The following is a 13,476-nucleotide window of genomic DNA, read 5'->3' as shown; positions in this document are numbered from 1 at the left end:
TTGTGGCCTTGGTCATGTGTTCGATCTTTTACGCGGTTGCCTTTGAGGCTGTATTCGTTGTGTCGGATAAATTGCAGCAGTCCGTGGTGCCGGGCATTATTTATGGCAGCGTGTTGTTCTTCCCGCATGGTGTTCGGGTGCTAGCGGCCTATTTATTTGGGTGGCGAAGCATCCTCTACCTTCTGCCTATCAGCGCGGTCTATGCGGGGCTTGGGGGTGATGCGGCCACGATCCTAGAGGAGCTTGTTCTGGCATTGGGGAGCCTCGTGGCCTGCGTTCTGGCCTTTGAGGTATTGAGCCGCTTTGACTTTATCGAGCGTAATTATCTCGCGGTTTCAATCGATTGGAAAAGTCTGGTTCTCGCAGGTGCGTTTGGTGCAATGATGAATGCGGCCCTACACTACACTTTGGATGTAACAGACGCGCGGGCCTCTGGCGCTATTTTTGTCGGAGATGTGTTAGGTTTTGCAGCAGTGCTCGTAGTTTCGATGCTTTTCTTCAGATTGCTCCGCGAACTCTCCTGAGCCCATCTGCAACTGCGCTGATTGGCAAGCAGACTGCCCGGGGAAGTAAATTTTTGCACACCCAAACATAACTTATCCCCACTAGCAGTATAGCTCAGTCGTCACGCCTACTCGGCGGCAAAGTTTTTACGTTGTCTGTGTTGTGCAAGGCGCTCTAACTTTTCTGATAGTGCTTTATGAAGCCGCGGGTGTACAAAATCAGGTTCCAAGTTCGCCATCATACACACTTCTCGGAAGTCTCTCGATGGGTATTCTCCAATCCAGCGCCTGACGTCTTGAAACTCTCGATCTCTGCTGCTTTCGCTTGCTTGTAAATCCTGATTTGCCCTCCACAGGACGGCTTGCCACAGTCTCAATTCTGGAATCGGATCGCTCATTGCGTGAGGCTATCATGGGTATTTTTTCTATCAAGATGAAAAATAACTGCACGTCGACATAATTTGTAGACTTAGTCCCGCAGACTAAGCCACTGTCTTGATCCAGTTAATAAACGAGCGGGTATTTTGTGTCGGTGTTTTCGAGCTTGAGATGTAATATGCCGTGCCAAAATTATGGGCTAGATCTGCGAGTGCTCGAAGTGTTCCATCATTAACTGCGCCAGCAGTAATTGAGCGCCACCCCAGCATGAGGCCTCGGCCATCCATGGCTGCCTGCATGGCTTGGACATAGTTATTGAATGAGTGCCCTGCTTGCTTGGGCGCTGGCATGCCCTTGGCTGAGAGATAGGCTTCCCAACCGGCCCAGTGTTGTGTGTGAGGGTTTCGCACATGTATCAAGGGGGCGCCCCATATTGGAGTGCCACTTGCCCGCAGTGTATCGATGAACTTAGGGGCTCCCACGGGACAGACCACTTCATCAAACAGCTTTTCGTTGTGCCCGTCGCGCCAATTCTGAGCCCCATAACGCAGGGCTAGATCGATATCTGGCGACAGTACTGGTAGATCTGTGGGTGGCGCCTGGACGTTCACCGTTATTTCTGGGTGCAGCGCGTAAAACTGCGGGAGGCGGGGCATCAGCCAATAGGTTGCAACCCCCAGAGTGCAAGCGACTGTGATTTGCAGCTCATGCCCCGCTTGCGTTGCCCGAATGTCGCTGATGGTCGCGCGAATTTGGCTCAATCCCTCCCGCACAGAGCGCGCCAGCATCTCACCTTCTTCCGTCAAGCTTGCTGGCTTGCGGCGCCGATCCAATAGTGTGGCGCCAATATATTCCTCGAGCGTCTTTATCGCCTGACTGATCGCTGGCTGGCTCACGTTCATTTGTGCGGCAGTCTCGCGCATGGATCCGTGCCGGGCGAATGCCTCAAAGCAGACCAACAAGCGAAGTGGGGGGAAGTGGTCCATAATATGATTATAACTCATGACTTATGTTATATTCATATAAATCCATCTATATTAAAAAAATCAATGTGCAATTGTAATTTTTAATTATTGCAATCATCTGGACCAAAGTAATGCTTGACGGAAAATCCTCAGTCGTAATGGCAGTAGAGTTGGGGGATAGGGGCCTGTTCGTGACCCTGCCCAAGCGGGGCCGTCGCTACCTAAATTATTATTGGCTGCGCGACAATTGCCCTAGTTCCTTCAGCCCAATAACGCGTGAACGTAGTTTTGACATTTTTCATTTAGAGCAACCGCCACGAGCGAAAGCAGCTCGGATTGTTGATGGTATCCTGCAGGTTGAGTGGTTAGACGAGGATCACGTGACGCGCATGCCGCTGGACTGGATTGAAACTTATGCAATTGGCAAGCCCCGCCCAGATCCAGCCGACCTCAAGCGTGAGGCTTGGTACAGCGATCACTACCCCAATGTTCCGCGTTTTGCGCAACCGGATCTCCTTGCAGACACTGGACAGCGATCAGCGTGGATTGAGGCCATGCTCGTCCATGGCTTTACGATAGTCACGGACATGCCCGACAGTGACGAGGGATTGACCCAGACTGCTGAGTTGATGGGGTATGTTCGCCCGACATTCTTCGGCACTTATTTTGATGTGCGCACTCACATCAATCCAACCAACACCGCCTACACCTCGGCTGCGCTCGAGCTACACACAGACACACCCGCAGAGGAGTTTGCGCCGGGCATTCAGTTTCTTCACTGTCGTGTCAACACAGTTGAGGGAGGGCAGAGCGTTTACTCTGACGGCGTGGCAGTGGCTAATGATTTCCGGCTGCGAGACCCACGGGGGTTTGAGCTCCTCTCAACGATCTCAATTCCGTTCTTCTGTGAACACGATCACTATGATGCACGCTCACGCCAGACTGTGATTGAACTCGACAATCATGGCGAGGTGTCGGGTCTCACAATTAGCCAGCACATGGCAGATATTTTTGATCTCGATCAGACACTGTTGGACGAGTATTACCCTGCCTTCTGCCGGTTTGGCCGTATGCTCCAAGAGGACAGGTATATGATGCGCTTCATGATGAAGGGCGGCGAGTGCATGGTGTTTGATAATCACCGAATTGTTCACGGGCGCGCGGCCTATTCAGCAACGAGTGGAGATCGCTATCTGCGCGGTTGCTACGTTGATCGCGGCGAGATGCGCTCGACATATCGCGCATTGGTCAGTGAGGGGCGGTTCAAGTCATGATGGACGAACATGAAATTACCCTGCGCGCAGAATTAGCCGATGCGTTTCGAATTTGTCACGCTCTCGGCTGGAGCGAAAGTGTCGGTAACCACTTCAGCGCGGCGCTAGACCCGGATGGCGAAGTCTTTCTTCTAAACCCCCGGTGGCAGCACTTTGCGACTATCAGTCCCGAGGATCTCTTGGCCTTAAACTCAGGTGACCCATCCGTCATGACGCGGGATAACGCGCCCGATGCGTCTGCTTGGTGTATTCATGGGACAATCCACCGGCGACTGCCGAGCGCGCGTGTGGTGTTGCACGTGCACTCGCCCTATGCGACTGCCTTAGCCTGCCTTGAAGACCCCACACTCTGGCCGATTGACAATAACACTGCACGCTTCTTCGGCCGGGTCGCATACGACCTACACTTTGGTGGCATAGCGGACGCGCTAGAGGAAGGCGAAAGGATTGCAGGGGCACTGTCTAATAAATCAGTGCTCGTGATGGGCAACCACGGCGTCACTGTCGTGGGACCTACCGTTGCCGATGCGTTTGAGGATCTGTATTTTTTCGAGCGTGCGGCCCAGACCCTCATGCTTTCCTATGCAACTGGACGCCCCCTCGCGGTGCTGGAGGATAAAGTGGCAAGGGACACCGCAGAGGGTTGGGTGGCGTATCGTGGTATGGCGGCACGCCACTTTAACCACCTGCGGACTGCCTATGGGATAGCAAAGACCGCTGGCTAGACAATAGCCGTCTCAGAGGTTTGAAAATACCAAGTAAATTGCTGCTGAAATTAAGGCCGCAGATGGGACTGTTATCACCCATGCAGCTATAATCGTCATGAAGTGTGACCGGCGTACCAACTTGCGGCGCTTCTTCTCCTCGCGCCCCGGTAGGTCAGATTTTGATAGACCAATCTGTAGTCTCTGGCGCCGCCGATCTGCATCCCACTCTCGGAAGAAGCCCACTCCGAAGACACCACCAACCGCTATGTGAGTTGAGCTTACTGGTAGCCCGAGCCAGCTGGCCACGATAACCGTAATTGCCGCTGAGAGGGCCACGCAGTAGGCCCGCATTGGGTTAAGTTTCGTGATTTGATTGCCGACCATGTGGATTAGTTTGGGGCCAAATAGGAATAAGCCAAATGAGATCCCGAGCGCCCCAATAATCATGACCCAAAGGGGAATGGCTGCGGTACTTTCCACCATACCTGATTGCGAGGCCTGCACAATGGCGGCAAGCGGACCCACGGCATTGGCCACGTCGTTTGCCCCATGTGCGAAACTCAACAATGCCGCGGAGACGAGTAGCGGTATGCGGAACAATACCTTGAGCGACTTATTTCTATTTTCCAATCCCTCGGCTTGTTTCTTGATCACTGGAAACATTAGGATTGTGACTAAGATGCCCGCTGCCACTCCGATACCGAGCGCTGTGGTGAGATCAATCTTCACTAACTTCTTGATGCCCTTGAGCGCCAAGTAAGTTGCAAATGCACCGGCCATAATTCCAAGTAAAATCGGGACCCACTTTCGAGCCGCCTGAATTTTATCTTCCTGATAGATGATCCGAGACTTGATCAGCGCCAAAAAGCCTGCCGCGATGACGCCACCCAACACGGGTGAGATGACCCAACTCGCCGCGATCGCACTCATGGTGGGCCAATTCACGCTGGCCAACCCCGCGGCGACGATGCCCGCGCCCATGACCCCGCCCACAACTGAGTGAGTGGTGGACACTGGCGCGCCAATCCAAGTCGCTAAGTTAACCCACAGGGCAGAGGCCAATAAGGCGGCAAGCATAGCCCAGACGAAACTCTGAGTGTTTGACAATGCGGATTGATCAATAATGCCCTTCGCAATGGTCGAGACAACATCTCCGCCTGCAATCAATGCGCCCGCGCTCTCGAATACAACGGCAATCGCGATAGCGCCGGCCATTGTAATTGCCTTTGCGCCTACGGCTGGCCCCATATTATTTGCGACGTCGTTGGCTCCAATGTTGAGTGCCATGTAGGCACCAAAAATTGCTGCCAACACAATTAAGAAGCCACCATTGGAGAAGCCGAACATTGTGGCACTGGCTAAACCGGCTATCGCAATAAAAACAATCGCAAGACTGGGGCCAACAATTGGGCGTGAAACATAATTAGACGCAACTTCAATTGCAGAAAGACGATCGAGGTCACGGTCGAGGGTCTCCAAGTGCCGTGGATCAAACTGATTTTGTGCCATATCTCTTTCCAAGGCCGTGAAGTTCGTCAGCGCCCCACGGGTGTATCTTGTCCGGCTACCGCTGTCGAGAAATCTAAGATCATCTTTTTTAATTCGGGTTCCGAAACTTTTTTAGCTGCCTTCTTCGGGGTGAACCACTTACGCTTACGCTGGCTTTTCTCGGGGTATTTTTTTGTGACCTGCGACACCTCGCAGGGATACACAAAAGTCGTGACTGGTAGGGCCAGGCCGCTCGCCATTTTCTTGCGGTAGCGATACTGTCCGAGCGGTTCGCTTTCGATCTGAGCAACAGCCACGCCGGCCTCCTCCCAAGCCTCCTGCTTTGCGGCGGGGGAGCCGTGTTTGCCCGGCATTGGCCAGCCCTTCGGAATAATCCAGCGCTTGGTGCCGCGGCTCGTTACAAGAAGGATCTGTAATTTCCCTTTTTTGTGGCGATAGCACAGTGCGCCGACTTGAACCCACTCGGGGCGCTGCACCAACAGCTTAAGGCTTTCTTCAACGATTTTTGGAATAAAATTTTTCATGCGGTGCGGATGCCGCCTCTCTGCCGAAGGTGCTTTTGAGCCTCAGCGCTGTTTCTAGTGTGGATTAGATCCAATAGCCAGCTCAAGGGCCAATATTGTCATAATGACTAGATCGGCTCGCTAGTTGTAGACGATCTGGTGTGTCTTGTGCGCGGCAATAAACTCCCAGTCATTAGCCACACCAAGCCCCACGCCATCAGGCAATTGGACCATGCCGTTTTTATCAATGCAGTCGAGTTGGTCACTGTAGCCACAGTTATACACCGGCGGCACTGCATTCGGGCAGTCAGGCCCAACCAGGGCCACCTCGTAGAAGTTTGAGTTACGACTGCGGGCGATCATATGGCGATGCGCGGGCCCGCAGGCATGCACTTCGACATCCACGCCAAAACTTTCGGCCATATTATGAATTTTAAGGCAGCCCGTGATCCCCATGTCATATTCGGGATCAGAGCGCAGGAAGTCAGTGCCGCCTGCAATTAAGAAGTCAGCTTTGGGTTCAACGCCACGCACGTGTTCAGTTTGTAGCAACGGAGTGCGCAACATTTCGCGTAATTTCTTGTGGGCAAAGGCTGAGACGCCGCTGTCGCGGTAGGGATCTTCAAGCCAAAAGTAATTGGCCTCGTCGCAGGCCTTGCCGACGTAGAGCGTGTCCGCGAAATTGCGCAACTGACAGGCCGGGTCGAGCATTAGTGTCATCTCATCCCCCACAACCTTACGCACGTGAAGCACTAATTCTGCCTCTTCTCGGGCATTGCCATCGTGCCAGCCGTGGATTTTAAAGGCGCGATACCCCATTTCCTTGCAGGCCAATGCGAAGTCACCGTAGGCCTCCTTGCAGTCTAGCCCGCCACTGCGGTCGCCGTGGTAGGTGCTCGCATAGGCGAGGAATTCCCGCCGGTGGCTGCCGAGTAGTGTGGCTATCGAGCAGCCCAGTGCCTTTCCCTGCCAATCCCAGAGGGCAATATCAAGCGGTCCATGCCCCATGTGATCAAACTGGCGGGCCTCACGTTTGAGGTCGTCGTAGATCCCCTCACGCTCCTCCGCGTCCCGGCCAATTAGCATTGGCGCCAGCATCTGCATTTGCCCGAATACCGAGAGTGATGCCCCCCAGTTCACGACGTAACTTCCAATGCAGCCATCTCCGGTCTCGACTTCAACGGCGTATTTTTTGATGGGCGTGGACGCGCCGGGTCGGTAGTGGAGCCCGCCGATCGAGCTGCCCCGGGCGGATTGTGCCAAATTTGCGGCCTCGAATTCAAACTCAGTGAGGGTGACGCGCGTAATCTTGGTCATTGGAGGGTTTCCTAATTTACCTGATTTATGAGTGGACGGCCCTCAGCCAGGCGCGTGATGTTGTCCGCGATTGTTGCCTGCCGCCGTGCTATGGTGCCGTTTGTCCACCCGGACATGTGCGGCGTCATAACTATGTTTGGCAGTTCCTCGAAGCGGCGTGTCGCGGGGCGGTGTGGTGTGGAGGCATCAGTCGGATAGCTGTACCAAGTGTCTATGATTGCGCCGCCAATTGTCTTATCAGCGAGGGCGTCATACAGCGCGTCTTCATCTACCACGCCCCCGCGACCAACGTTGAGGAAGACGCAGTGGCGCTGCATGGCGGCGAAGGATGAGCCGTCAATCAATGAGACTGTGGAGGGCGTTAGCGGGAGCGTGTTGACGACAATGTCGACCGCGCCCAGCATATTGTTTAGTTCGTCGAGACCGTAAACGGCGGTATAGCGTTCACTCGCGACAGGGCTTCGATTGGCAACGTGCACCGCCATGCCAAAGGCTGCCGCCCGATCCGCGAGGGCCTGCCCGATGTGGCCATGGCCAATGATCCCAATGCTCTGAGCGCCCAGTTCGGTTCGCAGAGCCGTGGGTCCTGCCCCCGCCCAAAAATTCCAGGTGCCCGCTCTCAATTGAGCGTCTGCCGTCGTCAGGGGGACGTGACGGGAGAGGAGGGCAGACATTACATATTCTGCAATCGCATTCTCGTGGCCAAAGGCGTTACACACTTTGCAGGTGGCCGGAAGAGCGTCAAATGCCACCTGGTCGTACCCTGCTGCGGGTAGCTGGAATAGTTGCGCATTTCGAGCTGTGACGGGGGACTTGAAGTGGACACCCACTACAACGTCTGCTGCGTTAAGTGCATCCTGAGCAATTTGATCAACCGCGTCCGGTACGCTGGTGATCTTATGGGGGGTCGCTAACAGGTCAGACAATCCCGGTAGAAAGGTTGTGGCATTTGCACCGTAGAAGACAATTTTCATTCTGATCACCTTCAGAGAACTGAAATCATGCCGCCATCGGCATAGATAATTTGTCCTGACACGTAGTTAGAGGCTTCCGACGCAAGATATATGCACGTGCCGGCTAATTCCTCGGGCCGCCCCCATCGCCGCATTGGTGTGCGTGACTTGACCCACTCATCAAATTTTGGGTCGTTAACAAGCGCCTCGTTCATGTCTGTGACCATGTAACCGGGTCCAATAGCATTGGCCTGAATGCCCAATTCTCCCCACTCTGCTGCCATGGCTTTAGTGAGCATTTTGATGCCTCCCTTGGCTACAGTGTAGGGAGCCACTGTCGCACGCGCGAGCTCTGAGGTTAGTGAGCCGATATTGATAATCTTGCCGTGGCCGCGTTCGGCCATCCGCTTAGCTGCCTCGCGACCAACAATGAAGGCGGCAGTCAAATTTGTGTCTAGTACGCGATGCCAGTCCTTGGTCTCCAATTCAAGCATTGGTTTGCGAAACTGGATTCCTGCATTGTTGACTAAAACGTCAACGGTAATTCCGTTTGCATCAAGTTCTTGGAAGGCACAGATAACGGATTGCTCATTTGTGACATCAAAAGCAGAAACTCTAGTGCTCAATCCCAGTCCCCGTAGCTGAGCGCGGGCAACCTCGAGGTTCTCATCGTTAGTACCATTTAGGATTACACTTGCTCCGGCCTGTGCGAGACCCTTAGCAAAAGCAAGTCCGAGCCCCCGTGAAGACCCTGTAACCAGTGCGGTCTTTCCTGTTAGATCGAAGAGCGTAACGCTCATATTACCGCTCCTAATAATGCCTTTTTGCTAGCTTGGCTTTTAAGGCGTTAGGAAGCAAGGCCCTCGCAATCTTAGTTAAATTTTGGCCAGGATGAAAATAGGCCAATGAAAAACAATCTTTAAAACCAGGATTGTTGCCTCGGATGTCGTGTACTCGGCTTCGTTTATTAGTAGCCTTGGAGGCACAAAGTCGGGCTAAAAAATCCAGTAAAGCGAAAATATTTATGACGTTTGAGTACAACGCTGAACCACGCAGGCTAGATTTGGCCGTGGGTTGAAAGAAATCGGCATAACTGGGTGTGCGTCTCGATAACACTATGAAGTCAATAATGCTGGGTCAAACGGATAGGTCGAGAGATTTTCGTATCCATAGTCAGTGATGACGACCTGGTCCTCCAATTTGATTGAGAAGTCTGCGCCCACTTCACTCACCAATACCTCGACGCACAATGTCATGCCGGGCTGCAGAGTGTGGTCGAATGCCCCGGCGACCTCCTGGTCGGGATAAGCCACTAGCGGCCACTCGTCGCACAGTCCGACGCCGTGCATCAGGCACCCATATTTCTGCGCTTGGTATTTGTCTGCGAGGCGGTGCGATTTCGCCACGAGCTCTGGGATGCTGATGCCGGGCCTCAGTAAGCTCATGTTGGTGATCATGTGCTCGTGAGCGTGCCGCATTGCCTCCACCATATCGAGGCGTGGGCGCTGATCGCCCACCCACCAAGTCCGGCTCATGTCAGTGCATATGCCATAACTGCCGATGAGGTCAGTGTCGAAGGCTATGATCTCATTATTTTGCACGATCCGTCCACCGCACTCCTGAAACCATGGATTGGTGCGCGGGCCCGAGGTGAGGAGGCGTGTCTCGATCCACTCACCCCCTCGGCGAATGTTTTCCGCGTGCAACACCGCCCATATGTCGTCTTCTGAAATTCCGCCGCGCGGCACCTCGGTTCGGGCAAAATCCTCCATCTTCTGCATGGCGGTCTCGCAGGCGTGGACCGAGCAGCGCATGGCCCGTATCTCGTCGGGCCCCTTAATTGAGCGGGCCTTCTCGGTCAATTCCTCGCCCTCCATGATTTCTAAGCCCTGCGCCTCGAGCGCGCGGAGCCCGTGGATCATGATTTTGTCAACGGCGAGGCGGTTATTTTGGCTGGCGTGCTCCTGAATAAGGATCCTCACTTCATTGGAGAATTGATCCGCGGCCACGTCAATTTTGTCGCCGCGGTCGAAATAGAAGAGATCAGCCCCGGACCGGACCTCGCGTACAAGCGGATTGAACTGTGACAGGAATGGCGCGTTCTTATAGTCCCACATGACCATATACCCGTCCGCACAGAGCAGGACTGCGCGGAATGGGTTGTGGGTGTTCCACAGCTGCATGTTGGTGCTGTCAGTCGCATAGCGAATATTGAGGGGGTCAAAGAGCAAGAGGCCGGCGTAGCCGCGCGCCTGAATTGCGTGCGTCAAGCGAGCCCAACGAAACCGTCGCATCTCCTGCAAATCAGGCAGGGCGAGACCCGCATCGGCCCACTCTGCATAGGCAAGCTGGGTCGGCCCAATTTCAATGCGATCTTGGTCATTGGGGGTATTGTCGCCGGTTACGGCGCCGCGACTGGGGTCAATCTTGCGACTGTCTCGAAAGTGATTGTTCATGGCACTCCTCCCACCACCAGCGTGGTGAGAGTTTGTCAATTGAACGCGCCGATTTGCGACGGCGGCACCGGCATAGATGCCGCTTTTGTTGTCTGAGTGCGCGCTGCGCAGTGTGACTGGGTACTAGCCATCGTCTGATCGAAGGCTTCTCATTTGACGGGCTTCGGCAGTTCTATTACTACCCCTTGTAGGAACTCCAGAGCATCATCGTGCGCTCAACGTCACGCGGTCCCTCTCGCCAAAAGGCAGCCGTGACCACCAATTTTCTAGGGATCTCGCTGAATTGCGTGCTCAATGCGCTTGCCTAAGTTCATCGCAATTTGAGTGCCGAATGCCACGCAGTATTTGTGATTTTCTGCTACAACCGCTGGGAGGTGTGTCGCATCCATTAGGGCCTTGTCTATCCCTGCGAGGCCAGCCCCACCTCCCGTGAGAACTAGTCCGTTTTCCTGAATGTCTCCAGCCAAATCAGGCGGTGTCTGCTCCAGGAGGAGCATCACGGCCTCGCAGATACTACTCACCAACGGCCGCAGCGCCTCGGCCATGTCTGCCTGCGTGACCTCGATCTCTTCCGGGAGGCCGCTGACGCCGTGGCGGCCGCGCACTTTTGTCTTCCTCCCGACGCCGTCACTGGGGGGGATGGCGGTCCCGATCTCGAACTTCAGCATTTCACACGTGGCCAGGCCGACGTTAAGGTTATATTTCTTTTTCAGGAATGCGGCTATCGCCGCGTCAAAGTGGTCCCCGCCAACTCGGATCGACTGCGCGACGACAATGCCCCCTAGAGACAGCACCGCAACCTCGGTCGTGCCGCCGCCAATGTCCACGATCATGGAGCCCATAGGTTCCAGAACTGGCATTCCGGCGCCAAGTGCGGCCGCCATCGGCTCCTCGACAAGGCCGACACGGCGGCCGCCAGCGGCCTCAACGGACGCCTTGATCGCGCGCTTCTCCACCGGGGTGGCGCCATATGGCACGCACACGAACACAACCGGCTTCCTGAAGGCAAAATTATTCAGGACCTTTTTGAAGAAGGCAGAAATCATGTCCTGGGCCGCGTCAAAATCCGCAATCACGCCATCGGACAGGGGGCGGATGGCCAATATACTCTCCGGCGTCTTTCCCAGCATGAGTTTGGCGTCATCCCCGACCGCTAGGAGGCGCTTCTGTCCGTTTTTCACCTGGTAGGCGATCACCGAGGGCTCATCTAAGACGACGCCATTCTTATTGTCGACGATGACAATGTTGGCAGTGCCGAGGTCGATGCTAATTTCATAAGCCAAGAATTTGTTCTCACTATCACGTTCCTGGCCTTTTGATGACCCAGGCTAGTCGCCGACCGCGTTGGCCCTGGAATTCCAACGCGCTCCAGCTTTCATTTTTTCATTCGCCCAAATTCACAAAAATATCAAATTCAATCAATGTTTTTTTTAAGATACGAACTTCTATGTACGTTACCAGACGTTGCGTTCAGCCTTCTCAAGGTATTGAGCTAAAACTGCATGTGTCTACTCCTTCAAAGTTGGCGCAGACTCTACATTACAGTGAGGGATTGCGAAGGGGGCAGGTCAACCTCTTTGAGTGTTTCGACGAACATAGCATTGTTGGCGCCATCAGCTGCGATCACACTCGCTCCATAGCAGCATTGCACATACCACCTGCCATCTTGCTCAAAGAACCAAGCTAATACTCGGGATGGGTTTGAGCGGCCACTCGCTCGCCTTGCTTGCTTTTGCAAGCCATTTAGTTGCTTTATTGGCAGAAAGAAGCCCGACGTCATTAAAGCGAACCGTGACATCCGCGTCCTCACCATTTCAATAAGAAGCGCCCCTTCTTTTTGTCAATATTGACTTATGGCCATTTTTGTCATTTATGTCATATTTGGCAAAAGAAATGACACGGACGACAGATGGCTATTCCAAGGCTTTTGGATTTTCGAGCGGATCGCGCGACGTATGTTGCGGGGGATGTTGCGTCTATTTCTGTGTCGTTTGACCAGGCTGTATTTGTTGATACATTTGGCGGTTTTCGCGTTCCTGTATTGGTTTTATCGAACGGTGCGCGTGCTTATTACAGCGGCGGCAGCGGGAGTTCTGAGCTTCGTTTTCAGTACAATGTTTCGGAGACGGACCGTTCCTCTTTAGATTTGAAGGTTGTTGCCTTTGCCGAAAATGACGCAACGATTCGCAATGCGGCGGGTGAGGATGCGGATGTCACGGTTCGTTTTAATGATGTTGGGTCTCTTTCTGCCAATAATGACATTTTGACGCCGAGTGAGTTAAGTGGCGGCGAGGATGACAAGTTTGTGACGGTTCAGACGCAGAGCCTGTCGACGGGTGCGGATTTGGTGAACCCGAAGATTGCGTCGATGAGTTCGGTTGCTGGGACTTATGGTGTTGGGACGACTTTAGACGTTGTTGTGTCTTTTGACGAAGTTGTTTTGGTGCGCACGGCGGGTGGTGTTCCGACGTTAAAGTTTGCGGGTAGCGGCGATGTTTTAGAGGGTTTTGCTGCTTCTTATGTTGGTGGGTCTGGGACGAAGAAGCTGACGTTCCGCGTTGAGATTGCGGATGGGATGCCTACGGCGTCTGGTTTGGATGTTGTTGATCTGTCTTTGAATGGGGGTGTTATCACGGATTTGTCTGGCAACAGTGCGAATTTGAGCATTGTGGCTGGGACGAACAATCTTGCGCCTTACGCGGACATTCAGGTGAACGGGAGCAGTGCTGGCGGTGGTGGTGTGACGCAGCCTGGTGGGGATGGTTCCTCGGATGTGACGGCTGCGGTGATTGAGAGCATTCAGTCGATCGCGCAAGGTGGTAAAAGCGGCGACGGTCCTTTTGACGTTGGTGACCGTGTTGATTTGCGTGTGACGCTGAGTGAGGCGGTGACTGTTGATACATTTGGCCAA

At 54.0% G+C, this 13,476-nt stretch carries 13 protein-coding genes; 4 read left to right on the top strand and 9 right to left on the bottom strand.

The features are described from left to right. The coding region (locus tag AAC620_RS12160) for a hypothetical protein (protein ID WP_340245341.1) at positions 1 to 524 on the top strand (524 nt) is incomplete at its 5' end. A gap of 107 nt (positions 525 to 631) precedes the next feature. On the opposite strand, the gene AAC620_RS12155 is transcribed toward AAC620_RS12160, so the two are convergent. Then, positions 632 to 901: a hypothetical protein gene (locus AAC620_RS12155; protein WP_340245339.1), complete on the bottom strand. Its 270-nt coding sequence runs from the start codon at positions 899 to 901 to the stop codon at positions 632 to 634. 84 nt (positions 902 to 985) lie between these two features. Beyond that, on the bottom strand, positions 986 to 1,867 hold the full coding sequence (locus AAC620_RS12150) for a LysR substrate-binding domain-containing protein (protein WP_340245343.1): 882 nt from the start codon (positions 1,865 to 1,867) through the stop codon (positions 986 to 988). A gap of 110 nt (positions 1,868 to 1,977) precedes the next feature. On the opposite strand from AAC620_RS12150, the gene AAC620_RS12145 reads away from it, so the two are divergent. Both AAC620_RS12145 and AAC620_RS12140 read left to right on the top strand, forming a co-directional pair. Next, positions 1,978 to 3,120 (top strand): TauD/TfdA family dioxygenase, encoded by a 1,143-nt coding sequence (locus AAC620_RS12145; RefSeq protein ID WP_340245337.1) that lies wholly within the window; start codon positions 1,978 to 1,980, stop codon positions 3,118 to 3,120. Beyond that, a complete protein-coding gene (locus AAC620_RS12140; RefSeq protein ID WP_340245335.1) occupies positions 3,117 to 3,845 on the top strand; it encodes a class II aldolase/adducin family protein in 729 nt (242 codons plus the stop codon). Before AAC620_RS12145 ends, AAC620_RS12140 begins: the two co-directional genes overlap by 4 nt. 12 nt (positions 3,846 to 3,857) lie before the next feature. On the opposite strand, the gene AAC620_RS12135 is transcribed toward AAC620_RS12140, so the two are convergent. The 7 genes from AAC620_RS12135 to AAC620_RS12105 form a co-directional block, all read right to left on the bottom strand. Continuing rightward, the gene (locus AAC620_RS12135; RefSeq protein WP_340245333.1) at positions 3,858 to 5,336 is read right to left on the bottom strand and encodes an inorganic phosphate transporter; all 1,479 of its coding nucleotides are present in this window, start codon (positions 5,334 to 5,336) and stop codon (positions 3,858 to 3,860) included. A gap of 26 nt (positions 5,337 to 5,362) precedes the next feature. Then, positions 5,363 to 5,860 (bottom strand): NUDIX hydrolase, encoded by a 498-nt coding sequence (locus AAC620_RS12130; protein ID WP_340245331.1) that lies wholly within the window; start codon positions 5,858 to 5,860, stop codon positions 5,363 to 5,365. 120 nt (positions 5,861 to 5,980) lie between these two features. Then, positions 5,981 to 7,156, bottom strand: a complete 1,176-nt coding sequence (locus AAC620_RS12125; protein ID WP_340245330.1) for an enolase C-terminal domain-like protein — start codon at positions 7,154 to 7,156, stop codon at positions 5,981 to 5,983. A gap of 11 nt (positions 7,157 to 7,167) precedes the next feature. Beyond that, complete coding sequence (locus tag AAC620_RS12120) at positions 7,168 to 8,130, bottom strand: 2-hydroxyacid dehydrogenase (RefSeq protein WP_340245328.1); 963 nt, start codon at positions 8,128 to 8,130, stop codon at positions 7,168 to 7,170. A gap of 11 nt (positions 8,131 to 8,141) precedes the next feature. Then, a complete protein-coding gene (locus AAC620_RS12115) occupies positions 8,142 to 8,909 on the bottom strand; it encodes an SDR family oxidoreductase (RefSeq protein WP_340245326.1) in 768 nt (255 codons plus the stop codon). A 315-nt stretch (positions 8,910 to 9,224) separates the two neighbouring features. After that, a complete protein-coding gene (gene dddP, locus AAC620_RS12110) occupies positions 9,225 to 10,565 on the bottom strand; it encodes a dimethylsulfonioproprionate lyase DddP (RefSeq protein WP_340245324.1) in 1,341 nt (446 codons plus the stop codon). A gap of 266 nt (positions 10,566 to 10,831) precedes the next feature. Next, complete coding sequence (locus AAC620_RS12105) at positions 10,832 to 11,848, bottom strand: rod shape-determining protein (RefSeq protein WP_340245322.1); 1,017 nt, start codon at positions 11,846 to 11,848, stop codon at positions 10,832 to 10,834. Between the two features lie 626 nt (positions 11,849 to 12,474). On the opposite strand from AAC620_RS12105, the gene AAC620_RS12100 reads away from it, so the two are divergent. Continuing rightward, the coding region (locus AAC620_RS12100) for a hypothetical protein (RefSeq protein WP_340245320.1) at positions 12,475 to 13,476 on the top strand (1,002 nt) is incomplete at its 3' end.

The organism is Roseobacter sp. HKCCA2468 (assembly GCF_037805105.1).
Lineage (GTDB): Bacteria > Pseudomonadota > Alphaproteobacteria > Rhodobacterales > Rhodobacteraceae > M30B80.
This window is presented reverse-complemented; position numbering and strand designations above follow the sequence as displayed.